Below are 21,988 nucleotides of genomic sequence, written 5' to 3'. Positions count from 1 at the left end.
GCTTTGAAAGGTTGCCAAAAAGCTTATGGCACGACTTATACCATAACGGAATAGTGATATATAAACTTTATTCTAAAAGAAGGATTTCTAAAAGAGTTTTATAGGTCAGGACTTAACACCATACTCTTTTTTGTCCCAACTTTTCGGATAAGTTCCTGCTTCCATCATGACCCGGACTGAGGTCGCTGCAAGTCCGGTCGAGGCTTTGAGGAGCTCTTCTGTACCTAATTCAGCTTTTGCAAGGGCAATGAATTCACCTTTAAGGGTAAATAACGCTATCAGTTCGCCTTTCTTAAGGTTTGCATCCAGACTTGTTATGCCCGGAACTGCCAGAGCAGCCCCTGAACAGACTGCATCTACTGCACTGTCCCGCAGGATAATTTTAGGAAGGTGGGATACAGCCGTTTCCATTGGCATGACTACCCGCCGGATTTCGGACTCATCTCCGTCTTCCTTCCAGAGTACATATGCATCTTTGAGATCCTGGAGGGTGACAAGCGTCTCCTCGGTAAACGGGCCTGCTTTTGTCCTCCTGAGTTCCTGCATATGTCCGCCACAACCAAGAGCAAGCCCAATGTCATGGCAGAGTTTCCTGATATAAGTTCCGGCTTCACATCCTACGCGAAAGAGCACAAAACTGCCTTCAATTTCAAGCACTTCAAGGTAATAGATCGTCCTTACCCTGACAACGCGTTTGACAGCTGATTTGATAGGAGGCATCTGGTAGATAGGGCCTGTAAATTCCTCACATACCTTCCTTACCAGTTTTTGAGGCATTTCTTTATGAAGCTTCAGAAGGCAGACATATTCCTTTCCGGAAAGGCGCAGAGCAGGGACCGCTTTTGTAGCCTTTCCGAGTAAAGTTGGCAAAAGCCCTGTAACCTTGGGATCAAGCGAGCCTGCATGCCCTGCCGTATTCACACCCAGAATAGCTTTTACCCAGGCTGCAACCTCGTGGCTTGTCGGCCCCTTTGGCTTATCAATATTTACAACACCTTTCTCGATGTACTCAAGTATAGGGCGCTTTTCCGGATAAGAGCCGTAAGAAGGATTTGACCAGGCAACGGATTTCCGGACAAGAGTTCTTTCAGCTTCTGATGGCAATTTGCCGGCAGGTGACATAGTTTTTCAAAAACTCCTTAACTGAATTTATAGACGTAGATACGATAGTATACAGTAACCCGTAACTCATGACAAGTGAAAATAAATGCGATTTAAGGAAATTCCCGCGATGCATGTAAGAAGGAAATTCGGGCAGTATTAATTAAAGAGAGATTTAAATTAAAGAGAGATTTAAGAGAGATCATATGCCGAAGACTCATAATTGCTATAGTATATCAGTAATATCAGCTTCTGGCAAATAAAACTCTACGCTTTATATAAAAATCCAGCCTTTTAGAACTTGTGGGAAGTTATTCCGGGCCTACAAGAGAATCAACAGCGGTCCTGAGAATGTCAAGGATCTGATACTGGTTCCATTTTTCAGAATCAATAACGATGTCGTAAACTGAGAGGTCATTAATATCGATATTATAATAGCTCATATAACGAAGGGCTTCGGATTTTTCCCGCTTAATTGTTCTTTCGAGCTCTTCGTCAAAAGAAATTGATTTTTCCCGCCTCAGGATTCGTTTTACCCGAGCAGGTAGCGGAGCCTTTATCCAGATTTTAAGTACATTCGGGACATCTTTAGCCATATGACCCGCAAGCCTGCTTTCGAGTATCAGCTTTTCGTGACTATGGATAACAGCCCTCTGATTATTATCAATAGCCAGGTCAATAGAAGGGTCTTTTTCGGCCATAGCCCCGAATTCTGCCAGGCTCATTCCCTTCTCCCTGGCTATCTTCCTGAAAATTTCACCCGAGGAAATCAGTTCAAATTCATAATATTCTGCAAGGAGTCTTGAGACGGTAGTCGTTCCACTTCCGGGAAGCCCGCTAACTGTTATCCGCATCAGACCCCACCGATATTCAATGCCTTTCTGATAAATTGGCTAACTCCAAGAGAACAAATAAAATACCAGTATAGCCAGTGCTGGAAGTACAAAAAAGCATGAGAAGTCAGCAACTGTTTACCCCAAAAAGGAAAAACCATCGTGGCGTTCGCGTGTCCACTGATGTAATAATAAGCCCACATAAAGAGAGGAACGGAAATGATACTGATGTAAGCCATAGGCTTGAACTGCTGCTTGGACATCTTCATCTGGTCTTCCATCATTTCCTGGCGTTGTTCTTCCAGTTTTTTAAGCATATAAGTGTTCTGGGAAAGCTGCGCCTCCCGGAATTCCTTCTGGAAAGCTTTCATGCGTTCCTGGGTATTCTTCATGAGGTCCCAGTCAATTGTGTATTTCTGGATAACGGATGCGTAAATAGCAGTAATAGACGCCATTACCAAAAGGATTAGATAGAAATTCTCCTGCCCGATCAGAGCAAGTATGGGATTCATTAAAGTCCCTACGACTTTTCCGACAGCCTCTCTGAAACCCTGCCCAAGAACCATAATCCCGATCATAAGGGAAAAACCGAGAGCTAGCAGGAACCGGTCTATTTGATTTTTTAATGTCTCCGAAACCAAGTTGTTCTCACCGTTCAGATTCAATAGTTATTCTGAGATCTTCAAATGTAGAAGAATTCCGATAATAAAAGCTTGACAAGCTTAAAGTATCTTAAGGTCATGATAAATCAGCTCGATTACGGAGCCAATTTTAAACGATTACACAGGTTGTTCTGGTTAATAAGTGTCGATGTATATATAAGTTATACTATTCTATGAAATTCAGATTGAACCTTCCCGAACAACACCGGACAAGTAGCAGTCAAAGATAAGCGTACAATCACTAACTCTCCGGTATAATTTTTAGCTTGCTTCTCTAGTTGTTAACCTACTACAGCCACATGTAACTGCACTCTTGTAAACTACCATTCAGCTAAATATGTTTAAACAAAAAATGTTTAAATATCTTTTCATAAATTATCATAATAAGAAACTACAGTCTGGAAAGTTGAGAGATAAACTTATACTGCAGGCTTTAGGAGGAATTTGAAAAATGCAGTTTCCAAACCCCAGTGGACAGTTTCCAAAAATAAGCAGTAAAGCCTTGATATTCGACACCGCGATTATAATAGGAGATGTAACTATAGAAGGAGACGTATTTGTTGGCCCTAATGCCGTAATTAGGGCAGACGAACCTGGGTCTTCAATAGTTATCCGAAGCGGCTGTAATATTCAGGACAATGTAATAATTCATTCCCTTTACAATTCACAAGTGGAGATAGGTAACAACACATCTCTTGCACACGGGTGCATCGTACATGGCCCCTGTGAGATAGGAGAAAATTGTTTTGTAGGTTTTGGAGCCTTGACGTTTGACTGCTCCCTGGGAAAAGATACTCTGGTTCTTCACAAGGCTGTTGTTCGCGGAGTCAAAATTCTTCCACACAAAATGGTACCTGACGGAAGGGTTATCAATGATCAAAGAGCGGCAAATGCACTTGAAGATATCACAACAGACCTTGCAGAGTTCAAAGAATCTGTTGTCAGGGCAAATCTTGAACTGGTGGAAGGATATAAAAGGCTTCAACTTGAGAATCAAGATCTACCTTTAAGGATATTACAGGAAAATAAGATCGAAAAAACCGAGGTTTTTGAAAATACAGAATGATAAATTACTTAGAGTTCAGTAGTAATGTGACTGAGAACCAATCAGAAAAGTCAATAATAACATATTTTAAAGCTACAACAGATTTTAAGCTACAACAGATTTTAAGCTACAACAGATTTTAAGCTATAGATCTGTAATATCAGTATCATTTCTGAATACGGTACTGTTAATTTTAAGATACGTTAGGCCACAACACTTTTCATTAGGCCACAACATTTTTCGGATAGTTCCAATTACCGATTAACACATTCAGCTAAAGATCTTATTAACATTTGGTTAATTTAGTTAATAGAGACGTTCCGTTATTTCAATAATCAAAGGTATTTTCCATCCAGTTTTTCTAAAATTGTTTTTCCCTCTTCTGTCAGGGTATACTTTCTCCATGTTGTTTTCTCAGGAGTCAAACACTTAATTAAACCCCTGCTCTCAAGTTCCTTTAAAGCGTGGCTGATATTCTGTGTAGATCGGCTTGCCTCGTGGGCAATATCCGAAGCCCTTACAAAGGGATGCCTTTTCATGGAGTCCATAAGAATTAAACGGCGATCAACGCTGATAACCCAGTTAACCAGTTCATCGATCGAGTTTTCAGTCATACCAACTCAGCTTCTCCGTAGTGTAGTTCTTGTTAACATAAATAGCTACATATTATTTAAATCAAATTATTTGAATCAAGATGATACGAAAAAAAATAAAGTTTTTCGAAAAATATAGATGGCTTAACAGAAAATCGAAGTGACGAGAAAATATTAAAAAGAAAAAAGAAATGAAGATAAAAGAAATAAAGATTTCAAGCAAATTTCACAAGAACTGCCTTTATTTCTTCAAAAACTTCATCTATATCTTTTGTACCGTCAAGCGTTATCAGAACTCCCTGCTTTGCATAATAGTCAATGAGGGGTTCGGTCTGCTTTTTATAGACACTGAGACGGGTCTTAACAGCTTCTTCTTTGTCGTCAGCACGTTGGAAAACCTTGCCACCGCAAATATCACAGATCTCATCTTTTTTTGGCGGATTAAAAGTCCTGTGGTAACTCGCACCACAGTTGCACATTAGACGACCGCTTATTCTTTCAACCAGTTCTTCGTCAGGCACTTCAAGGTTAAGAACAACATCTATGGGCTTATTGATCTCATCAAGGATGACTGCAAGAGCATCAGCCTGAGGTAGTGTCCTTGGATACCCATCAAGAATGAAACCCTTTTCACAGTCCTGTTCTTTCAGACGGTTCTTAATAATCCCTATAAGTACCTCATCGGGAACAAGCTCTCCTTTGTCCATATATTTCTTGGCTGCAAGCCCAAGTTCGGTTCCTTCCCTGACATTTGCCCGCAGGATATCTCCTGTGGAAATCTGAGGGATTCCATAATAGTCAACCATTTTTTTGGCCTGGGTGCCTTTTCCGGCACCAGGAGGGCCGAAGAGTATTATATTCATTCGAAGATCCCTGTATTTTGGTTTGTTTACATTACATCTAAATTCGATTCCTTTTTATACCTTTTTGCAATCCAAAGCGGGTTTACTGCTCTCCAAAGAAGGAACGTATCATCGGGTGCATCTCCATCATCTGCTCGGATGCGATGTCCTCGTACAGCCTGTATACAATACTTACAGTAAGTAGCAACCCTGTACCTCCAGCACTTCCAAGAGTACCTAGCAGGCTAGCAACCAGAGTAAGTAATCCTATGAAAGCTCCACCGATTACGGTAACTTTTGGAATATAGCGCTGCGTAACTTTTTCAATACTGCTAATATTCCGCCTGAAGCCCGGAATCTGCATACCGGAGTTGAAAATTTTCTGGGCTGTAGGTTTAGCCCCCATGCCTGTAGTTTCTATCCAGAAGAGGGAAAAGATAATCCCGCCTACAATAAGCATGAAAGCATCCGTAAAGACATGAAGCCCTATCTGCCATCCAGCAGGAGCGGTTACACCATAACCTGAAAAGGACTCTCTCACAAGAGATGGGACCCAGTCATAAGGACTGTGTATGGGAGCAAGGTAATACATGATCCCGTTTAGAGGTGTGGACCCGTTGAACTCTCCAAGGAAAGTGATTCCCCTGCCTGCAAGAATAATCCCTATCATCTGGATGTTAGCCTGAAGAGCTCGGACAAGGATCATTGGCAGCACCGAAGAGTATATGAGCTTGACAGGAAAACGACCTCTGGCCCCTCTAACTGCACTGTGCGCGAGAGGGATTTCAATCCTTGTACTTTCCACATATACTACAAGCAGGAAGATAATAACTGTACTCAGTAGTGCCAGAATTCCTCCTCTGACCAGCATGAATATCACGCCGTCACCTGAGAAGAGGTAATCCGCTCCGACAGTCTGCGCAATGTAAATCCATTTCGGAATCAACCCTACCGGATAACCTGTTGAGTCAGGCTCCCAGTTAACGAGCCCTGTAACAATCTGTTGTGAGATTCCCGCAACAATGAAAAGCCCGACTCCTGAACCAATACCCCATTTGGAAACTACTTCATCCATGAACAGGATGAGTACGCCTCCAATGAATATCTGTATAAGGAGCAGGAAGGTGATTACTCCCAGGCCTACACCGAGAGAAGAAGCAAGCCCCGGATCCGGCTGAATATATCCACCAAGCAGCTGCGGCAGCGCTTCCAGTATGATCATGATAAACACAAGAAATTTCTGTGCTCCCTGAAAGAATGCCTGATCTTTGGGATCCGACAGGTCCAGTTTGATAATATCTGCTCCAACAAGAAGTTGCAGGACAATCGAAGCCGTGACAATAGGCCCGATACCTAGGAGAACTAGAGATCCAGACGCGCCTGCAAAGAAGGCACGGTAAGATTCAAAAAGGTCAACCGAATCCTGGGACATCCCGAAAAGCGGTACATTTGCCAGAGCAAAGTACAGCAAAAGGACTCCCAGAGTCCACCAGAGCTTATCCTTAAAATGGACGTGTTTTTCCGGACTTGCTACTGCAGGTAACTTGTTAAAAAACGGTTCTAACGTATCCCTGAGAGTCATCGATTACACCATTTAAAATATAATTTATTATAATATTTAAAATGTAAGATCACGTTTTACCGTAAGACATTGGTAAGTATAGTAACATCTAATATGAAAAAGTTACCAAAAGAATTAAAATAAGTAATGTCAGGTGACATTACTTATTCGGCATCGACGCAACTTCCGCCAGCGGCTGCAATTTTTTCGCGGGCAGATGCGGAGAAATCTTCAGAAGTAACTACAAGATTCTTCGTAACACGTCCGCTTCCGAGTACTTTTTCGATTCCGAGATTTTCAAGGTTAATGTGGTATGCACCGTCCTTGATTTCTGCAAGCCCCTCTTCAACAAGATAAGAAGCAAGTTCATCAAGTTCTCCCACATTTACTATGGAAGGGTCCCTGGAAATCTCAGCCGGTAACTTGAAACCGTGCTTTCCGTAGCTGTACCCTCTCAACATAGCTCTTACGAAGTGGTGTTTACAACCTCCGGCTTTTCCACGGCCTCCGCGGTTTCCGGCTCCACGCCTGTTTTTATGAGTACCGCCTCCGCAGGTCCTGGATCCTCTGAACTTCTTTGTATCCATTTCAACCACCTTATCTCATTTTGTGCAGGAGCTCATTGATATTATCACCGTGGTCTCCGAGCTCGCCGCCCTGCTGCACGGTTCTTTTAATCCCTGCATGTCCTTTTCTTGGAGGGTGAAGCCTGAAAACAGGCTTCAGTTTGGGAACTGACTTAAGGGTAGTTTCTCCGTTAATTACAGCTTCGGCAAAAGCCTGAATTGAATCATAGGCTGTGTTTTCCCGTATGTGTTCCTCAGTCAGGCGAGTACCGCCTTCGAGTCTTCCACGGTTTTCGAGGATCTCTGCAAGAACCTTTGCGTCAACTTTCCCATAAGCAACGTAGTCCTTCACCTTATGAACCATACCTTTGAAATGAGGGTTCTCGGGTACAAGCACACAGAGGTTAACCTTTTGCAGACGAAGCATCTTCATTGTATCTTCAATCGTATACCGGACATTAACCTGACCTCTCAACCTAACAATGGCATACATCTCAGGCTTCCTCCTTACAGTACACTGGCAGCCTCATGATATTGACATGGTTAAGGGCATCGAAGGTTGCCTTTGCGAAGTTGAGGGTAGACCGTGTAGTCCCGAAGGTCTTGGTCCATACGTCTTTAATTCCGGCTTTTTCCAGCACTTTGGTTGCAGTATTTCCTGCAGCAATTCCAAGACCTCTTGGTGCCGGAATAAGAGTTACGCTTACACTGCCTGCCTTTCCGGTAACTTCATAAGGAACAGTGTGAGGCAGACCACAGGCACATTCCCATGAGCCGCAGCCTCTACGGATGTAAGTGATGTCGAGCTTTGCAGCATCAATTGCCTTACGGATAGCAGGTCCTACCTGCACATCCTTTGCCTGCCCGAGCCCTACATAGCCGTTTCTGTTTCCTACGATTACGGTTGCTCTGAATTTTACACGGCGTCCGGAGTCAGTCATCCTCTGAACCATGTTAATATCGAGTACCTCGTCTTCCAGGTCAGGAAGCAGCATATCAATTATCTGGGGTTCCCTAATAGGCAGGCCTGATCTGATTGCTTCTTCCATGGAAGCAACCTGTCCTTCCATGACTAATTTTCCAAGCCTGGTTTTTGGAACCCATTGTTCATCGAATGCCATTTAATCACCTTAACTAAATTCAGCAAAGATTTTCTCTTTGGTTGCTTCAAACTGCTCTGGCAGGTCTGAGCTCTCTTCTCTATATTCAGCAATATGCTCTCCCCGGACTCTCTCATCCGAAGGGAAAACTTCAGGGCTGCAAGGGACTTCGAAACCCGAATCTACTATGCCTTTAAGCGCAGCATAGACCCTGGAGCCTGCAGAGGAAGCCTGAAGTCCTATATCCAGAATTCCTCCTTCATATCCCTTCTTCAAGCTTTTAAGCCCGAAAAGGAACCCTGTAAGATACGCAGCCGTTGTATTTCCGGTAGCCCCTGTATAACCGTACTTAGCAAGCTCACTCGAAACGGCTGAGGAATAAGTTATATCCCCCTCTGGGGTTGGAGCTATTAACTGGATTTGAACATTTCTTGTACTCTTCCTGACAACCACACGGTCCTGCTTTGAGAGCAGTAACTTGAGTCGCAGGTGGTAGTTAGTGCGCCCTTCTCTTCTTCGTCTAAAAGGAACCTTATATCTCGGTCCTGTTGCCATATTTAGCTCCTCCGGTTATTTCTTTAACAGTTTTTCAGACCCAATATGGGAGTTCAGGTGGGAAACGCTTCTGTATTCGCCGCCTTTTGCTTTTCTATAAAGTCTGCAGTAGACGGATTTGTCAAGTGTTCCATCTGCACGCAGTTCCTTGAGCCTTCTTCTAAGCGCCCGGATCTTTTTCATCCACTGCTCCTTCTTTGGAGTGCGGGCCCCTTTCTTACCTTTTCTTGAACCTTGGCCTTTACAGTGCCCATACTTGCGCTTGGCAGCAAGAGCTCTGGCTCGGCCTCTGCTGACTCCTCTGACCGGCTTGGCCTTAATAGTGCCTTTTTCAATGAGCCCGCGAATATCTTCCCTGGTAATTGCTGACGCGATCTCTTCAGAGGCTTCCGGATTAAGCCATACTCTGTCAAGTCCGCATTCGAGAATTTTGGAGGCTAACCTTCTTTGATTGGCCAGATCTGACATTTTTATTCACTCCTTCCAGGGTTCAGTACTTTAATACCAAGTTCTCCAGCTTTTGTGATAATAACAGCTTTCTTTCTTGCGCCTACTGTCGATGCTATCCTGATAGCCTCATAAGAAGGATCAACAAGCTCAAGCTCAGCAACGCTGGAAATAAGCACATCAGAATAACCGGATGGGTGCAAGCTTTTTACTGCTGCAGGGCTTCCATATCCCACCTGCGCGTGAGCACCTTTTGAGACGTATTTTCTACGCTGTTTACCCTGAGAACCTCTCGGGCGCCTCCAGTTGCTGTCAAGCCTCTTAAATTTATGACAGGCTGCTCTCTTAAACTGGGGCTTTTTCCCCTTCTGGACTTTTCTCACATTGAATAATCGCCTGGATTCAGAGTCCATATCAAGGGTGGAAACTGAAGTATTTTCTGATTTGAGTTCTTCTGCCATCATAACCACCTCAGGGCTTCTGCACAATGTAGATTCCGTCCTGGAAAATCCTTGGGTCGAATCTCTTGATCTTGGTCTTCTGTTCAATATTTGCAGCAGTCTGCCCGACATCTTCCTTGTTGATTCCGGAAACAGTCACCTCATTTCCGGATACCTTAACCTTTGTCTCGCCAAGGATTTTTGCAACTCTTGGCTTCTTTTCTCCAAGGAAGTTTCCGATTATGAGAGTCTTCCCATCAACTTTTACCTGCATAGGGAAGTGAGCGTACAGAATAGTCATCTTGCACTCAAAACCCTCATTTACGCCTTTCATCAGGTTTTTGATGTGGGAAGTGAAAGTGCCTACCATGGCTTTCTGTTCTTTCCTGGAAGATTGGGCATCCACTACTACTTCGCCGTCCCTGACTTCGATCTTGATTCCAGGGTACCATAGTTTTCTTTCTACAGTTCCCATCGGGCCTCTGGCTGTAAATACATCCTGAGATAAAGAGACGGAAATTCCTTCAGGAATCTCTATTTTTCTTGCAATTTCCTTAACCATTTCCTGTTCCCTCCAGCTCAGTACACATAAGCAAGAAGTTGCCCACCAATCTTCTTCTCACGGGCTTCGTACTGGGACATAACTCCGCTTGAAGTAGTAATTATAAGGGCACCAAAGTTCTTTGCAGGCAGGAACTGTTTTTCCCAGCGTTCAAAGCTGTCAGTCCCTACTGAATACCGCGGCTTGATTGCACCGCATTTGTTGACTCTTCCCACAAGGGTGACACTGTAGACTCCGGCTTTTCCGTCATCGATAAGCTCGAATTCTCCAATGTAGCCAAGATCTTGCATAACCTTCAACACATTGCCAATATTTTTTGAAGCGGGCCTGATAATACAGGTACTTTTCCCAATAGCTTCAGCATTCTTAACTGTGGAAAGGGCATTTGCAAGAGGATCAAGTAATACCATTTTAATCACCTTATGAATACTTCTCAAAGCCCATCTCGTGGGCAATTTCCCTGAAACAGTGCCTGCAGAGGTAAATGTCGTATTTACGGACAAGTCCCTGCTTTCTTCCGCACCGCTTGCACACGTTTACTCCTCTTCCGGATTTATTTATATTCTCTGCCATTTACACGACCTCCACTCCATAGCTCTCGTTAAGGAAAGCAACTGCGTCCTCAACTGTGACCCTGTGGTTAGCCGGGATCTTCCTTGTTGCAATCCTTCTCTTGCAGATTCTTTCTCCAGGGCGTTTGATAACAACTGTTATGTCCATTCCGAAAACCCCGATATTCGGGTCATACCTCATGCCCGGAAAATCAGTATGTTCTTCAATTCCGAAAGAGACGTTTCCAAGGGAGTCGAACTGGGACCTGACAAGAGTCTTATCGACGATGCCAAGAGCAGTCTCGAGAAACTGCTGAGCTTTCTGGCCTCTAAGTGTCACTTTGCAGCCTATGGGTTCGCTCTTCTTGATCGAAAAGGCCGGAAGAGTCCTCTTGGCAAAGCACCTGACAACTCCCTGCCCTGTGATAGTCCTGAGGATTTCTTCGGCGTTTACGAGATGCTGGCCACTTTCTCCAACACCCATGTGGATAATTACCTTCTCAACAACAGGGGTGCGCATAACATTACTCAATTACCTCACCACCGAGCCGTATTTCCGGCTTGTCCTCGCCAATGACAATCACGTAATCTTCAATTGTCTCAAAATCGGTTTCCCCGGAAATCGCAACCGTATTGTGTCTGGAACTCTTAACTTCTCGGATCTCCGTAATCTTTCCGATTTCTCCAGAGTGCTGGCCGCCTACTACCATTGCCAGGTTGCCGACCTTGAACTGCAGGTGCTTTACAATCTGCTTGTCAGGTACTGAGAGAATCAAAGAGTCTTTTGTGCCATACTCGCTAGAACCGAGAATGTTAGTCCCATCGTTCAGATTAAGCTGCACCTTTCCTCCCTTGAGAGTAATTTTGTTGTTGATCCTGCACAACTTGTTAACATTTGTCTCATTCAACTTGTGAAGGGCCAGACGTCCCTTTTCATCCTGGAACATTCTATATGTTTCATTTACGAGAGGGAGTGTAATTACGTCAAAAAGCCCGACAGGGAACCTTAGGTCTTTTCTGGGAATCCCATCTACAAGAACTTTGCCTTCCGAGAGAATCCTCTTGCCTTCCCTGCTATTATCTACAAGCTTGAGAATATCGCGAATTACGATTCCAAGCGGAAGACTGCGTGCCTGACTGTGAGGCCCCGGGCGGGTGGTGGAGACCCATTTATAACCTTTTTTCCCGGCCTTCCAGCTTCTTGGGATTGATAATCTTTTCTGGTGTGTCACAAAATCACCTGCCTCACTTCTTAATGCTTGATGCTCTGCGCCCGTCTTTCAGTTCCAGTTTTGTAATCATAACATTGGAGGGGTATATGGGTCTTGGGACTTCGGTGCCATCCACTTTGGTGGAAATAACTCCGTCCACAGAAATTGTGCTATCCTGAAGAGAAACAGTCTGGACCTTTCCTTCAGTACCCTTATAGTCTCCACGCATGACTTTCACGGTGTCACCCGCGATAACTGCGGCGCTTCTTGTACCGTACTCCTTGGAGAGCTCTTCGCTGAGCCTTGCACCCATGAATTTCTGTCTGATGTGCAGAGGCGCATTATATCTTGCCTTTCTCTGCTTTCTCGGCTGTTTGGATACCATTTTCGCCACCTCAGACAATGATAGATGCTGTGGTCCCGATTTTGGGGAACCTCTCAGCTACTTCTCTTGCTACAGGACCTTTTATGTCCGTGCCTTTGGGAATCCCATCTTCATCCGTGATTACCATGGCATTGTCCTCAAAGGACACACGTAATCCGTCCGGACGGCGGAATTCCTGTTTCTGGCGAACCACTACTGCAAGGAGAACCTGCTTCCTCATTTCGGGTGTGCCTTTTTTTACCGAGACAACGCACATGTCCCCAATTCCTGCGCAGGGCATTCTGTTCTTGACCCCTCTGTACTTCTTGACAGAAATAATCTCAACGACCTTGGCTCCTGTGTTGTCCACACAGGGAATCTTGGCGCCTGCATTGAGAGCCCTTGGGATGTTGGAGCGTATGCCTTTCATTTGGGCACCTCCGCTTTAACTACCACATAGGACTTCGTTTTGCTTATACGCCTGCATTCTGCAATCGTAACGATATCCCCGACTTTAGCTGAAATGCAAGGCGGGTTGTGTGCGTGAACCTTCGAGCGTCTCTTCTCGTATCTCTGGTATTTCGGCACCAATTTCATGTATTGCCTTTCAATAACTACCGTATTATCCATCTTGCTGCTGACCACGGTGCCCACAAGGATTTGACCTCTTACTGGAAGTGTTCCGTGGAAGGGACAGTATGAATCATCACATTCTTCTTATGGCGCCGGTATGTTCAATCCAATATCTCTTGCCATGAGTTTAGCCCCATTTACGTAACTTTTTGATGTTCTTGATCCGATTTTCGGGTTGTGAGAGCAGCAGGTTTCCCTGAATTTTAACGAATGTATCGGATCTGCGGCCTTTTTCTGAGAGCTCGGCAGGGATCCGGAAGAGAAATTCCGAATCCGCCTTTGGAATCTTCAGTTCCCGCGACTTTAAGTTTTCTATGACTAACATATTTTTCGTCTCGTCGATCACTCGGCCGCGGATTCCTGTCAATGCTGGATTAGTGGAACGAATCACCTGAATTTCGAGCCCTATCAATTCATGGTAGATAAGGGTCGAAGGTAGAATTTCCACTTTAGATTTCATTTAGCTCATGCTGAATTGTCTTTATTCGGGCAACCGTTCTCCTGATTTCTCCGATTCTTCCCGGGTTTTCAGGAGCTCCGCCTGCGGAGGTAAGGGCACGTTCCCTGACCAGTTCACTGTTCAGTGTCTCGAGTTCGTCAGCCCGTTCCTCAAGTGACATGTTCCGGATTTCGCTGGCTCTGAGGATTGCCATTATTCCTTAGCCTCCTTATGAACCCGTGCCATGGGATGCCAGTAGTCGTAACCTTCGTGTTTGTGTTGCCAGACTCCGTTGACCTGTCTTCGCAGTTCATCTGAGCCTTCGACCTGAATGACTTCAGCTTCTTCAAAGTCTTCTGCTACTTCAGCCTGGGGTTCTTCCTCGGCTTCTTCAGGCTCTGCAACTTCAGTTGCTTCTACCGGTTTCGCAGGTGTTTCCACTGGTTCTGTAGGTACTGCTACAGGTTTTGCAGGTGTTGCTGCGGGAGCTCGCGGCTTTGCCACACTTTCCTTTTTAGGGGCTTCAGCGGGCTTTTCAGCCGATTTTTCGGCAGGTTTTTCAACCGGTTCAGTCACAATCTCACTTGCTTCCTTAATCCTGTATGAGTCAGGCAGGATAACGTCCGGCTGAATGATCCTAACTTTACAACCAAGGGTTCCGAGCTTTTTGACTGCTACTGCAAACCCTTCGTCTACGACCTCTTCTACAGGGTGTCCAGAGTGCTTTACGTACCCGTCAATAAATTTTTCAACTCTTGACCTGGCACCCGTAAGCTTTCCTGAGATTACGACTTCACAGCCGAGGGCGCCTGCATTCATGACTGCTCGAATTGTGTTGTGTCCGGCTTTTCTGAAGTACCAGCCTCTCTCAATTGAAGCTGCAAGCCTTGATGCCATCATCTGAGCGTTAAGTTCAGGTTTCTTAACTTCCTGAGCGTCAATCTGTGGGTTTTCGAGATTGTACTTGATTGCAACGTCCCTGGTAAGCTTTCTGATGACCTTTCCGGCTTTCCCAATTACCATTCCAGGCTTTTCAGAATAGATAATGATTTGGGTACCCATAGGAGTCCTGTTAAGCTCCATACCGCCGTATCCAGCTCTGTTCAGCTGTTCTGCGAAATACTCGTCCATAGAGGCTTTAACATACCCGTCATTGACGAATTTTCTTTCTATTGCCATTTAGCGCACCTCGGAAAGAATCATCTCAATATTTACAGTGTCTGTGTCTTTGGGAGTGGCCCGTCCTCTAGCTCTTGGCATAAACCCGTGAATTACCCTCCCGCGCTGAATTGCAGCGTGGGTAATATACATGTTTGCGGGTTCAAGACCCTTATATTCGGCATTGCTTTCTGCATTCTTCAAGATTTTGAGAATCTCTTTTGAAGCATTAACAGGGTACCTGCCTGCAGCCATTGGACCTTTTCGGTGTCCAGTTCCTTCGTGGTGTCTTTTGAAGGGTACTGCCTGCTTTAAAGCAACTACATCTTCTAAAAACTTTCTTGCTTCAGCAACTTTCATGCCCTTAATTTTGCAGCAGACTTCACGGGACTTTTTAGGGGAAATATGGAGTTCAGAACCCATAGCCTTAGAGGTAGTCTCAGGGTCTCCCTTAACTGAATAATTAATTCTTGCCATCCCTCTCACCTCATTTCAGCGGCACGAATTTGCTTGAACGGGTTGCTCCCACACCGGCACTGCCGTGTGAAACCTTTGATCTTGTGGGTGCAAATTCTCCGAAGCGATGCCCGATCATTTCAGGTTGAAGGTCTACACTCACAAAGCCTTTCCCACTGTGGATTTCAATCGTCTGTCCGATCATTTCAGGTAGAATGATCATATCTCTGTGATGAGTCCTGACCTTCTTTCCTTCCTTGAAATCATGCAGAACTTTTTTCTGCCCGTCGGTAAACCCGCGTTTAATGCTCCTGCGTTCCCTTGAAGGCAGGAGTTCTGCAAATTCTTCAAGACTCAGTTCCTGAAGTTCTGAGACGGTTTTCCCGCGGTAGGTATATTCACCCTTTCTCTTTGGTAATCTTGATGATAATTTTTTAGCCATAACGAATACCCCTCATCAGCGCTTCATTCCGGTCCTTCTAGCTGCAATCAGTCCGACCTTCCTTCCAGGCGGAGCGTTTCTGCTAACTGTTGTAGGCTTGCCCGGATGTTTCCATGCACCTCCACCGAATGGGTGGTCACGCGGATTCATGGCAACTCCTGAAACCCTGGGATACTTTGCAGCTCTTGTTTTCATTTTGTGGTACTTTTTCCCTGCTTTGAGCCATGGCCTGTCAACCCGGCCTCCTCCTGCAACGATACCGACAACTGCTCTGCATTTCGGATTTAACCATTTAATGTTACCTGAAGGCATTGCCACCGCAGTCCTGTTAGGCTCATGGGTTACGACAGTTGCGTATACACCGGAAGAACGCACGAATCTGCCACCATCATTTGGCTTCGACTCGATGTTGCAGATAAAGAAACCTTCAGGCACCTTTCCGATGGGAACTATATTTCCTGGCTGGACATCGGCATCGTCTCCACACTCGATTGTGCTCCCTACTGCAACTCCTTCTGAAGCAAGCAGGAGAAGTTCTTCTCCATTTTCAAAGGCAACTTTTGCTATAGGAGCTGAGCGAGCAGGGTCGTGCTCGAGATCAATGATTTTCCCCTGAATCGACGTATTCTCGTCAACGCGAGGATGCCTCAGTTCTGCCTTGTACTTGTGAGAAGGAGCTCTATAGGTCGGAGTACCTCTACCCCTATTTTGTGATATGATTCTTTTACCCATACATCACACCTCACATAAGTCCTATCCGGGTTGCAATCTCGTGTGCAGATTCAGGATCTTCGAATGTCAGGATTGCTTTTTTCGTGCCCTTCATGGTGGTCATGGTTCGCACGGATTTTACTTTGAACCCGTACAGTTTTTCAACGTCTTCTACGATCTGCTTTTTGTTTGACCTGGTATCCGCGATAAACTGAAGCTTGTTTTCATCAAGCAACATCATCGCTTTTTCAGTAACAAAAGGATAATTGATTGAACTCATTGGAATGCACCCTCCAGTTTCTCAACTGCGGATTCTGTCCAGATAGTTAGGCGTCCTGCGTGAGTGCCAGGTGCGAGCAGTTCGGCATTAAGTGAGTCCACTGTTGCAATGTCTACTCCTGAGAGGTTTCTTGCAGCCTTCAGGATAGGGGCATTTTCCCCTGCAACAATAAGGATGCTCTTTTTGTGCTTGTATTTCCTGCCTCTTAGCTTTCCGCGGCCGGCTCTGATATGTCTTCCATATTTTGCCCTGAGCACGTCTTCATAGACTCCGATAGCCTGCAGGAATTCTATTACCTGCTTTGTTTTGTCCAGGTCTTCAAGAGCGTTCTCCGTAACAATAGGAAGTTCGGCTTCAAAGATATGGCCTCTCAGGCTTACGAGAGTCGGATCCCTTGTTGCTGCGATTGCGGAGCGGATTGCATAGCGGCGTTCCTTGGTGTTGACTTTCTCGCTTCTGTCAGCTTCCGGTTTTGGTGGGTGAGCTCTTCTTCCGCCTCTTGCATGAGGAACTCTTGCAGCTCTGCTGCTGTTTACGAGCCTTGGAACATGGGATGTGCCTCGCCCTGAACCCCAGCCTCTTGCGGAAGTTTCCATGCCTGCGTAGAGACGGGGACCATAGGGTTGAAGCCTGTTTGCCTGTGCCGCAAGCACTGCCTTTTTAATCAGGTCAGGGCGGTAATCCACATCAAACACATCGGGAAGCTCAATCTCCCTGACAACCTTCCCTGTGAGGTCTATTGTTTTTGCTGTAGCCATTTAACTTCACCCCTGCTTGGATTCCCTGCTTATGCGAAGGATATTCGGTTCACCAAGATCGGCTTTCTTAGCCCTGATCGGATCTCTAAGTCTTATAATCCTTTTTGAAGGTCCTGGAACGCTGCCTTTAATCAACACATAGTCTCCACGGACAAGGCCGTAGTTTATAAAGCCTCCTTCTGGAGTGACTTCTTCCCCATCGGACCCAATCCTAAGGATGCGCTTGTTGAACTCGGTTCTCTGGTGGTATCCTGTCTGACCCATCTGTGGAACTCTCCAGTTAACGTGGCGAGGGTTGAAACCTCCAAGGGTACCGACCTGTCTAAGGCTGCCCTGCCTGGAGTGCTTACCCTTCATGAGCTGGATACCCCAGCGCTTTACTGGGCCCTGAGTACCTTTTCCGATAGTAATAGCAGCCGTGTCAACAAGTGTTCCGGTTTTGAAAACGTCGGTGACGCTTACAAGAGTGCCGAGAATTGATTTTGCATACTCGAATTTGGTACTGAGATCTCTGGCACTAATTCCGGATTCCATGATGTCTGGGGTCTTTTTAGGGACTCCGGTAAGGCTCTTTGGCAGGGTATAGGTAACTGCCTTGATGTCGCTTACCTTGCCTTCTTCTATCATTTTTCCAATATTTCCAAGGGTTTCGGCCATGTTTTCGGCTGCTGGTATAGGGATCCTGCGCTTAAGTTCAGGATCCAGATCTGCTGCCCAGACTTCAGCAATTGCCTTTTCTCCGGTGCTGTCTTCTGCGTAAGCCCGGATGGCTGCGACCCTTATTGCAGGAGTTTCGATGACAGTAACAGGCACGGAAATTTCCATACCTTGGGTAAGGCTGTTCTTTATGTCATCAACCATGATCACGTGGGTCATGCCCACCTTGTACCCTGCAAAACTCTGTAGCTTTGGTTCACCTGTAGCCTCCGGCCAGGACCTGAACCGTGGAATGTGGCTCTTTGCCCTCTTGCGCGGACTGAATGCGAGGGAACCTCGTTTTGGTCGGTGTATGCTTGCCATATTTCTACTCCGTAAATTTCAGTTGAAATGCCAGTCCCTCCGGTCGGCTCAACATGAGTAGCAAAAGAAAAATGCACTGGATTCCCCGAACGCTACCAGGTGGGGAGGGACGTCTTTCAGACCTGCCTGGCAGATATGCCTCGAGCAGACCAGAGCTTTATTGCTCCCGGTACCCTAATTCCTTCAGGCATCTGCAAATATCCGATCCTCTTCCCAGCTTGTCTAGCAGGAGCATACTCTTAAAGGACCGATTTTACGATCCTGGCAGACCCAAATCCAGGCATCCGGCCCTGATTTGAAACATTAGTAGCCTGAGTTGAAACTTCAGTATTCAGTAACCTGATTTTGAATTCAGTTCCCTGATTTGAAACCTCAGTATTCAGTAACTGCAACCGCGACTCATCGAAAACCTGAACAGTTTCGTGCGATTTTAGGCGCCGTCAAGACACCAAAAGCGGGCGTTTCAAAGCATTGGCCCTTTTACACTCATGTTGATCCGACTTTTCTCACTGGATTTATCTTCAATGCAGGAAATCTCCCGTAAAAAACGGCAGAAAACCCTATATCCCGGAAACTTCCAGGATATTAGCATTAAGCATCACATTGATCTGATTAGATAATTTCAAACACTAAAATGCGTGAAATTTCCATCTCGGATGTACTTTGCCTTTAGATAGCACATCTAATATATAAAGCCTTTGTAGGGCGAGAAGAGAATTCAGAAAGAAAAAATCCGTTTCAGGTAAGAGACAAGTAAATAGATTAAAGAGTTAAGCTTATTGTTACCAAATTGAAGTTGAAATATTAGAAACTATAGTCAAAAGAATACTAGCTCTACTTCTCGGCCGGCAAATGACCATATGTCGGCTTAGAAGTACGTATACTACGCTTACTATAATTAGAGAAGGCGTATACCAAGCCTACTATAATAGAGTAGACGTATACCAAGCCTACTATAATAGAGTAGACGTATACCAAGCCTACTATATAGAGAAGATGTATACCAAAGCCTACTATAATAGAGTAGACGTATACCAGCCTATATTAGATTATACGCAAACTTGTAAATTATAAGCTTTAAGTTGTAATCGATCACCCTTTACAAAAACATTTTTGAGATCGGATGAATTTGTCAGTTGAAGTTTGCTTAAAACTCTATAATTCTTGTTTTAGATATTATGCTGGTGTTTTGAGTTTTATCTATATTTTTATATTTAAGTTTAGGACACCTGCATGTGAGATTATAATCCAGTACTGAGGTTATGGTCTGCCTGACTGTGCAAATAAATAAAAGAGAGATATATTTAGTTCTTTCTTTATATATTTCATTTCTCGGAAGATATTTTTCAAAAATTGCGTATTCTAAATTATATAACTGGCAAATTGTGTACATTTGAGCTAAAACATTTAAGAATTTGTTTTATAATATAATATCTTGGAACTGAATTATTATATGGCCTTTGAAGGATAAGGAATTCTTTATTTTCCTCATATTGGCGTATAAAATTCAAGCTTCTGTTTTAACATCCAAAATCCTGATATATAGTCTTTTCAGAAACAGTTACCTCAGTATCTATGAAGCTATTACATAGGATATGATTGTTGGAGATATATCCAGCAGGTCAGCCAGCAACCTGCATGAAACTGGCTCTAGAAGTAAAATTCCTATTGAATCAAGTTAAATCCATAAGGAAAATTTACTAAAAGAGTTTGAACTAAGAAAGAATACTTTAAGTAATGAAAAGTCAAGATAGGTGGACTTAGAGTTCTCAATGATATTATAATTACTACAGTGTTATTCAAAGAGAAAAAATTTGAAAAAAGAAAAAGCTTTTACAGAAAATAGTTCATTAAAAATATTTAAGCGGCTTTAAAATTCCTTAAAATTATTACAATAAAAGAAATTTAACTTAACAAATTTGCAAAATAACAAATCATGTTGAAATAAAACTTAAGATTACATATAACTGTATAAATAAATATAAAATTATAAGCTTAGGCAGAAACCCAAAGTTAAGCAGAAACCCAAAGTTAAGCAGAAACCCGAAATTAAGCAGAAACCCGAAATTAAGCAGAAACCCGAAGTTAAGCAGAAAAGAGAATAATTAAGGGGTGTAATGATTGAAGAGAAAAACAGGGATTCATAACGAAACATATGGTAGGAAGTGGAGATTAATCTTTATTGCTCTTATTCTTGTTTTTTTAGTAATATCAGTATCGGCTACAGGAAAAGAAAGCAGCACAAATAGCAAGGTAAGCGACAGAACTGTACACGAATCAAATATTAAAGTAAGTAATAATACTGAGAATAATTGTTCTTACTGTATAGTAAGTAGAGAACAAGGTAACACAGAGGACACTGAGTCAAAAACAGGAAAACAAAATTACACGAAAACTCAAAAGATAGTAGGGGAAGATAATCAGTCAAAAACAGGAAAACAAAATTACACGAAAACTCAAAAGATAGTAGGGGAAGATAATCAGTCAAAAACAGGAAAACAAAATTACACGAAAACTCAAAAGATAGTAGGGGAAGATAATCAGTCAAAAACAGGAAAACAAAATTACACGAAAACTCAAAAGATAGTAGGGGAAGATAATCAGTCAAAAACAGGAAAACAAAATTACACGAAAACTCAAAAGATAGTAGGGGAAGATAATCAGTCAAAGACAGGAAAAGGAAATTACACAGGAACTCAGAAAATAGTAAAAGAGAATAATGAGTCAAAGACAGGAAAAGGAAATTACACAGGAAGTCAGGAAACAGTAGAAAAAGATAATAAGTCACAAATTTCTCGTTTAAATTTCAATGTTCATAAATTAGAAGAAAACAAAAGTACAGAAAATCAGGAAACAGTAGAAGAGAATAAATCAAAAACTGGAAGAGGAAATTACACAAGGACTCAGAAAATAGTAGAAGAAGAGAATGAGTCAAAAACAGGAAGAGGAAATTACACGGGGACTCAAGAAATAGTAAAAGAGAATAATGAGTCAATAACAGGAAAAGGAAATTACACAGAGATTCAGGAAACAGCAAAAGAAGAAAATGAGTCAATAACAGGAAACGGAAATTACACAGGAAATCAGGAAACAATAGAAGATACTAAACCACAAATTCCTCTTTTAAATTTCGAAGTGTATAAAATAAAAGAAAACAAAAGTGCAGAAAATCAGGAAACAGTAGAAGAAGTCACTAAGTCGCCAATTCCTCTTTTAAATTTTGAACTGTATAAAATAAAAGAAAACAAAAGTACAGAAAATCAGGAAACAGTAGAGGAAGAGAATAAGTCAAAGACAGGAAATGAAAATTACACAGGGATTCAGGAAACAATAGAAGATAATGAGTCAAAGACAGGAAATGGAAACTACACAGGGATTCAGGGTAATGCGTCAATAACAGGAAATGGAAATTACACAGGAATTCAGGGTAATGAGTCAAAGACAGGAAATGGAAATTACACAGGAAATCAGGGTAATGAATCAATAACAGGAAATGGAAATTACACAGGAAATCAGGATAACGAGTCAATAACAGGAAACGGAAATTACACAGGAAATGGAAATTATACAGGAAATCAGGATAACGAGTCAATAACAGGAAACGGAAATTACACAGGAAATGGAAATTATACAGGAAATCAGGGTAACGAATCAATAA

30 protein-coding genes and 2 pseudogenes are annotated in these 21,988 nt (G+C 43.5%); 3 read left to right on the top strand and 29 right to left on the bottom strand.

The features are described from left to right. Nucleotides 1-105 precede the first annotated feature (105 nt). The 3 genes from ASJ81_RS09830 to ASJ81_RS09820 all read right to left on the bottom strand — a co-directional run bounded on the left by ASJ81_RS09830 (nucleotide 106) and on the right by ASJ81_RS09820 (nucleotide 2,575). A complete protein-coding gene (locus tag ASJ81_RS09830; RefSeq protein WP_095644312.1) occupies nucleotides 106-1,122 on the bottom strand; it encodes an RNA-guided pseudouridylation complex pseudouridine synthase subunit Cbf5 in 1,017 nt (338 codons plus the stop codon). Between the two features lie 290 nt (nucleotides 1,123-1,412). Continuing rightward, nucleotides 1,413-1,955, bottom strand: coding sequence for a (d)CMP kinase (gene cmk / locus ASJ81_RS09825; protein ID WP_048108841.1), 543 nt, complete (start codon nucleotides 1,953-1,955; stop codon nucleotides 1,413-1,415). Continuing rightward, nucleotides 1,955-2,575 carry a DUF106 domain-containing protein gene (locus tag ASJ81_RS09820; protein ID WP_095644328.1) on the bottom strand — a complete coding sequence of 207 codons (621 nt, stop codon included), beginning with the start codon at nucleotides 2,573-2,575 and terminating at the stop codon, nucleotides 1,955-1,957. The genes cmk and ASJ81_RS09820 overlap by 1 nt, the downstream gene beginning before the upstream one ends. A gap of 472 nt (nucleotides 2,576-3,047) precedes the next feature. Here ASJ81_RS09820 and ASJ81_RS09815 point away from each other — a divergent pair, with 472 nt between their 5' ends. Further along, on the top strand, nucleotides 3,048-3,662 hold the full coding sequence (locus ASJ81_RS09815) for a carbonate dehydratase (RefSeq protein WP_095644311.1): 615 nt from the start codon (nucleotides 3,048-3,050) through the stop codon (nucleotides 3,660-3,662). Nucleotides 3,663-3,976: 314 nt separating this feature from the next. On the opposite strand, the gene ASJ81_RS09810 is transcribed toward ASJ81_RS09815, so the two are convergent. The 26 genes and pseudogenes from ASJ81_RS09810 to rpl3p all read right to left on the bottom strand — a co-directional run bounded on the left by ASJ81_RS09810 (nucleotide 3,977) and on the right by rpl3p (nucleotide 18,330). Then, nucleotides 3,977-4,255 (bottom strand): winged helix-turn-helix transcriptional regulator, encoded by a 279-nt coding sequence (locus tag ASJ81_RS09810; RefSeq protein ID WP_095644310.1) that lies wholly within the window; start codon nucleotides 4,253-4,255, stop codon nucleotides 3,977-3,979. Nucleotides 4,256-4,449: 194 nt separating this feature from the next. Next, nucleotides 4,450-5,097 (bottom strand): adenylate kinase, encoded by a 648-nt coding sequence (locus tag ASJ81_RS09805; RefSeq protein WP_095644309.1) that lies wholly within the window; start codon nucleotides 5,095-5,097, stop codon nucleotides 4,450-4,452. Between the two features lie 82 nt (nucleotides 5,098-5,179). Continuing rightward, nucleotides 5,180-6,658 (bottom strand): preprotein translocase subunit SecY, encoded by a 1,479-nt coding sequence (secY, locus tag ASJ81_RS09800; protein ID WP_095644308.1) that lies wholly within the window; start codon nucleotides 6,656-6,658, stop codon nucleotides 5,180-5,182. Between the two features lie 143 nt (nucleotides 6,659-6,801). Beyond that, nucleotides 6,802-7,224: an uL15m family ribosomal protein gene (locus ASJ81_RS09795; protein ID WP_095644327.1), complete on the bottom strand. Its 423-nt coding sequence runs from the start codon at nucleotides 7,222-7,224 to the stop codon at nucleotides 6,802-6,804. A 10-nt stretch (nucleotides 7,225-7,234) separates the two neighbouring features. Further along, nucleotides 7,235-7,696, bottom strand: coding sequence for a 50S ribosomal protein L30 (locus ASJ81_RS09790; RefSeq protein ID WP_095644307.1), 462 nt, complete (start codon nucleotides 7,694-7,696; stop codon nucleotides 7,235-7,237). 1 nt (nucleotide 7,697) lies between these two features. Next, nucleotides 7,698-8,324, bottom strand: coding sequence for a 30S ribosomal protein S5 (locus ASJ81_RS09785; protein ID WP_095644306.1), 627 nt, complete (start codon nucleotides 8,322-8,324; stop codon nucleotides 7,698-7,700). A gap of 9 nt (nucleotides 8,325-8,333) precedes the next feature. Then, entirely contained in the window at nucleotides 8,334-8,858 is a 525-nt protein-coding gene (locus ASJ81_RS09780; protein ID WP_095644305.1) for a 50S ribosomal protein L18, read from the bottom strand. A 15-nt stretch (nucleotides 8,859-8,873) separates the two neighbouring features. After that, complete coding sequence (locus ASJ81_RS09775; protein ID WP_095644304.1) at nucleotides 8,874-9,326, bottom strand: 50S ribosomal protein L19e; 453 nt, start codon at nucleotides 9,324-9,326, stop codon at nucleotides 8,874-8,876. Between the two features lie 2 nt (nucleotides 9,327-9,328). After that, a complete protein-coding gene (locus ASJ81_RS09770; RefSeq protein WP_095644303.1) occupies nucleotides 9,329-9,766 on the bottom strand; it encodes a 50S ribosomal protein L32e in 438 nt (145 codons plus the stop codon). Between the two features lie 10 nt (nucleotides 9,767-9,776). Beyond that, nucleotides 9,777-10,307 carry a 50S ribosomal protein L6 gene (locus ASJ81_RS09765; RefSeq protein ID WP_095644302.1) on the bottom strand — a complete coding sequence of 177 codons (531 nt, stop codon included), beginning with the start codon at nucleotides 10,305-10,307 and terminating at the stop codon, nucleotides 9,777-9,779. Between the two features lie 17 nt (nucleotides 10,308-10,324). Continuing rightward, entirely contained in the window at nucleotides 10,325-10,717 is a 393-nt protein-coding gene (locus tag ASJ81_RS09760) for a 30S ribosomal protein S8 (protein ID WP_095644301.1), read from the bottom strand. A gap of 10 nt (nucleotides 10,718-10,727) precedes the next feature. Then, nucleotides 10,728-10,880, bottom strand: a complete 153-nt coding sequence (locus tag ASJ81_RS09755) for a 30S ribosomal protein S14 (protein ID WP_048108853.1) — start codon at nucleotides 10,878-10,880, stop codon at nucleotides 10,728-10,730. Beyond that, nucleotides 10,881-11,378, bottom strand: a complete 498-nt coding sequence (locus tag ASJ81_RS09750) for a 50S ribosomal protein L5 (protein ID WP_095644326.1) — start codon at nucleotides 11,376-11,378, stop codon at nucleotides 10,881-10,883. A gap of 4 nt (nucleotides 11,379-11,382) precedes the next feature. Further along, nucleotides 11,383-12,090 carry a 30S ribosomal protein S4e gene (locus ASJ81_RS09745; protein WP_095644300.1) on the bottom strand — a complete coding sequence of 236 codons (708 nt, stop codon included), beginning with the start codon at nucleotides 12,088-12,090 and terminating at the stop codon, nucleotides 11,383-11,385. 13 nt (nucleotides 12,091-12,103) lie between these two features. After that, nucleotides 12,104-12,454 carry a 50S ribosomal protein L24 gene (gene rplX / locus ASJ81_RS09740; protein WP_095644299.1) on the bottom strand — a complete coding sequence of 117 codons (351 nt, stop codon included), beginning with the start codon at nucleotides 12,452-12,454 and terminating at the stop codon, nucleotides 12,104-12,106. A 10-nt stretch (nucleotides 12,455-12,464) separates the two neighbouring features. Next, on the bottom strand, nucleotides 12,465-12,863 hold the full coding sequence (gene rpl14p, locus ASJ81_RS09735; protein WP_048108856.1) for a 50S ribosomal protein L14: 399 nt from the start codon (nucleotides 12,861-12,863) through the stop codon (nucleotides 12,465-12,467). Next, nucleotides 12,860-13,189: pseudogene (locus ASJ81_RS09730) on the bottom strand (30S ribosomal protein S17). The gene rpl14p and the pseudogene ASJ81_RS09730 overlap by 4 nt, the downstream one beginning before the upstream one ends. 4 nt (nucleotides 13,190-13,193) lie before the next feature. After that, nucleotides 13,194-13,526 carry a ribonuclease P protein component 1 gene (gene rnp1 / locus ASJ81_RS09725; RefSeq protein WP_095644298.1) on the bottom strand — a complete coding sequence of 111 codons (333 nt, stop codon included), beginning with the start codon at nucleotides 13,524-13,526 and terminating at the stop codon, nucleotides 13,194-13,196. Then, nucleotides 13,516-13,719: a 50S ribosomal protein L29 gene (rpmC, locus tag ASJ81_RS09720; RefSeq protein ID WP_095644297.1), complete on the bottom strand. Its 204-nt coding sequence runs from the start codon at nucleotides 13,717-13,719 to the stop codon at nucleotides 13,516-13,518. The genes rnp1 and rpmC overlap by 11 nt, the downstream gene beginning before the upstream one ends. Then, nucleotides 13,719-14,684: a 30S ribosomal protein S3 gene (locus ASJ81_RS09715; protein ID WP_095644296.1), complete on the bottom strand. Its 966-nt coding sequence runs from the start codon at nucleotides 14,682-14,684 to the stop codon at nucleotides 13,719-13,721. The genes rpmC and ASJ81_RS09715 overlap by 1 nt, the downstream gene beginning before the upstream one ends. Next, nucleotides 14,685-15,140 (bottom strand): 50S ribosomal protein L22, encoded by a 456-nt coding sequence (locus ASJ81_RS09710; RefSeq protein WP_095644295.1) that lies wholly within the window; start codon nucleotides 15,138-15,140, stop codon nucleotides 14,685-14,687. It abuts the gene before it with no gap. Between the two features lie 10 nt (nucleotides 15,141-15,150). Further along, nucleotides 15,151-15,561 carry a 30S ribosomal protein S19 gene (locus ASJ81_RS09705; RefSeq protein WP_095644294.1) on the bottom strand — a complete coding sequence of 137 codons (411 nt, stop codon included), beginning with the start codon at nucleotides 15,559-15,561 and terminating at the stop codon, nucleotides 15,151-15,153. Between the two features lie 15 nt (nucleotides 15,562-15,576). Beyond that, nucleotides 15,577-16,293, bottom strand: a complete 717-nt coding sequence (locus ASJ81_RS09700; RefSeq protein ID WP_095644293.1) for a 50S ribosomal protein L2 — start codon at nucleotides 16,291-16,293, stop codon at nucleotides 15,577-15,579. A gap of 10 nt (nucleotides 16,294-16,303) precedes the next feature. Further along, nucleotides 16,304-16,552, bottom strand: a complete 249-nt coding sequence (locus ASJ81_RS09695) for a 50S ribosomal protein L23 (RefSeq protein ID WP_095644292.1) — start codon at nucleotides 16,550-16,552, stop codon at nucleotides 16,304-16,306. After that, a complete protein-coding gene (gene rpl4p, locus ASJ81_RS09690) occupies nucleotides 16,549-17,310 on the bottom strand; it encodes a 50S ribosomal protein L4 (protein ID WP_095644291.1) in 762 nt (253 codons plus the stop codon). Before rpl4p ends, ASJ81_RS09695 begins: the two co-directional genes overlap by 4 nt. Before the next feature lie 6 nt (nucleotides 17,311-17,316). Continuing rightward, nucleotides 17,317-18,330 carry a 50S ribosomal protein L3 gene (gene rpl3p / locus ASJ81_RS09685; protein ID WP_095644290.1) on the bottom strand — a complete coding sequence of 338 codons (1,014 nt, stop codon included), beginning with the start codon at nucleotides 18,328-18,330 and terminating at the stop codon, nucleotides 17,317-17,319. Nucleotides 18,331-18,383: 53 nt separating this feature from the next. Between rpl3p and ASJ81_RS22150 the strand changes: the two genes are divergently transcribed. After that, nucleotides 18,384-18,629: a hypothetical protein gene (locus ASJ81_RS22150; protein WP_141241653.1), complete on the top strand. Its 246-nt coding sequence runs from the start codon at nucleotides 18,384-18,386 to the stop codon at nucleotides 18,627-18,629. 1,822 nt (nucleotides 18,630-20,451) lie between these two features. Beyond that, nucleotides 20,452-21,988: pseudogene (locus ASJ81_RS09680) on the top strand (hypothetical protein); the annotation flags it as partial.

The organism is Methanosarcina spelaei, assembly GCF_002287235.1.
In the GTDB taxonomy this organism is placed as follows: Archaea; Halobacteriota; Methanosarcinia; order Methanosarcinales; family Methanosarcinaceae; genus Methanosarcina; species Methanosarcina spelaei.
Note: the sequence above shows the minus strand (reverse complement) of the source record. Positions and strands in the feature narration are given on the sequence as shown.

Coding starts and splice junctions, on each gene's coding strand:
- ASJ81_RS09830 (WP_095644312.1), bottom strand. CDS start 1,122: ATGTCACCTGCCGGCAAATTGCCATCAGAAGCTGAAAGAACTCTTGTC.
- cmk (WP_048108841.1), bottom strand. CDS start 1,955: ATGCGGATAACAGTTAGCGGGCTTCCCGGAAGTGGAACGACTACCGTC.
- ASJ81_RS09815 (WP_095644311.1), top strand. CDS start 3,048: ATGCAGTTTCCAAACCCCAGTGGACAGTTTCCAAAAATAAGCAGTAAA.
- ASJ81_RS09810 (WP_095644310.1), bottom strand. CDS start 4,255: ATGACTGAAAACTCGATCGATGAACTGGTTAACTGGGTTATCAGCGTT.
- ASJ81_RS09805 (WP_095644309.1), bottom strand. CDS start 5,097: ATGAATATAATACTCTTCGGCCCTCCTGGTGCCGGAAAAGGCACCCAG.
- secY (WP_095644308.1), bottom strand. CDS start 6,658: ATGACTCTCAGGGATACGTTAGAACCGTTTTTTAACAAGTTACCTGCA.
- ASJ81_RS09795 (WP_095644327.1), bottom strand. CDS start 7,224: ATGGATACAAAGAAGTTCAGAGGATCCAGGACCTGCGGAGGCGGTACT.
- ASJ81_RS09790 (WP_095644307.1), bottom strand. CDS start 7,696: ATGTATGCCATTGTTAGGTTGAGAGGTCAGGTTAATGTCCGGTATACG.
- ASJ81_RS09785 (WP_095644306.1), bottom strand. CDS start 8,324: ATGGCATTCGATGAACAATGGGTTCCAAAAACCAGGCTTGGAAAATTA.
- ASJ81_RS09780 (WP_095644305.1), bottom strand. CDS start 8,858: ATGGCAACAGGACCGAGATATAAGGTTCCTTTTAGACGAAGAAGAGAA.
- ASJ81_RS09775 (WP_095644304.1), bottom strand. CDS start 9,326: ATGTCAGATCTGGCCAATCAAAGAAGGTTAGCCTCCAAAATTCTCGAA.
- ASJ81_RS09770 (WP_095644303.1), bottom strand. CDS start 9,766: ATGGCAGAAGAACTCAAATCAGAAAATACTTCAGTTTCCACCCTTGAT.
- ASJ81_RS09765 (WP_095644302.1), bottom strand. CDS start 10,307: ATGGTTAAGGAAATTGCAAGAAAAATAGAGATTCCTGAAGGAATTTCC.
- ASJ81_RS09760 (WP_095644301.1), bottom strand. CDS start 10,717: ATGGTATTACTTGATCCTCTTGCAAATGCCCTTTCCACAGTTAAGAAT.
- ASJ81_RS09755 (WP_048108853.1), bottom strand. CDS start 10,880: ATGGCAGAGAATATAAATAAATCCGGAAGAGGAGTAAACGTGTGCAAG.
- ASJ81_RS09750 (WP_095644326.1), bottom strand. CDS start 11,378: ATGCGCACCCCTGTTGTTGAGAAGGTAATTATCCACATGGGTGTTGGA.
- rplX (WP_095644299.1), bottom strand. CDS start 12,454: ATGGTATCCAAACAGCCGAGAAAGCAGAGAAAGGCAAGATATAATGCG.
- rpl14p (WP_048108856.1), bottom strand. CDS start 12,863: ATGAAAGGCATACGCTCCAACATCCCAAGGGCTCTCAATGCAGGCGCC.
- rnp1 (WP_095644298.1), bottom strand. CDS start 13,526: ATGAAATCTAAAGTGGAAATTCTACCTTCGACCCTTATCTACCATGAA.
- rpmC (WP_095644297.1), bottom strand. CDS start 13,719: ATGGCAATCCTCAGAGCCAGCGAAATCCGGAACATGTCACTTGAGGAA.
- ASJ81_RS09715 (WP_095644296.1), bottom strand. CDS start 14,684: ATGGCAATAGAAAGAAAATTCGTCAATGACGGGTATGTTAAAGCCTCT.
- ASJ81_RS09710 (WP_095644295.1), bottom strand. CDS start 15,140: ATGGCAAGAATTAATTATTCAGTTAAGGGAGACCCTGAGACTACCTCT.
- ASJ81_RS09705 (WP_095644294.1), bottom strand. CDS start 15,561: ATGGCTAAAAAATTATCATCAAGATTACCAAAGAGAAAGGGTGAATAT.
- ASJ81_RS09700 (WP_095644293.1), bottom strand. CDS start 16,293: ATGGGTAAAAGAATCATATCACAAAATAGGGGTAGAGGTACTCCGACC.
- ASJ81_RS09695 (WP_095644292.1), bottom strand. CDS start 16,552: ATGAGTTCAATCAATTATCCTTTTGTTACTGAAAAAGCGATGATGTTG.
- rpl4p (WP_095644291.1), bottom strand. CDS start 17,310: ATGGCTACAGCAAAAACAATAGACCTCACAGGGAAGGTTGTCAGGGAG.
- rpl3p (WP_095644290.1), bottom strand. CDS start 18,330: ATGGCAAGCATACACCGACCAAAACGAGGTTCCCTCGCATTCAGTCCG.
- ASJ81_RS22150 (WP_141241653.1), top strand. CDS start 18,384: ATGAGTAGCAAAAGAAAAATGCACTGGATTCCCCGAACGCTACCAGGT.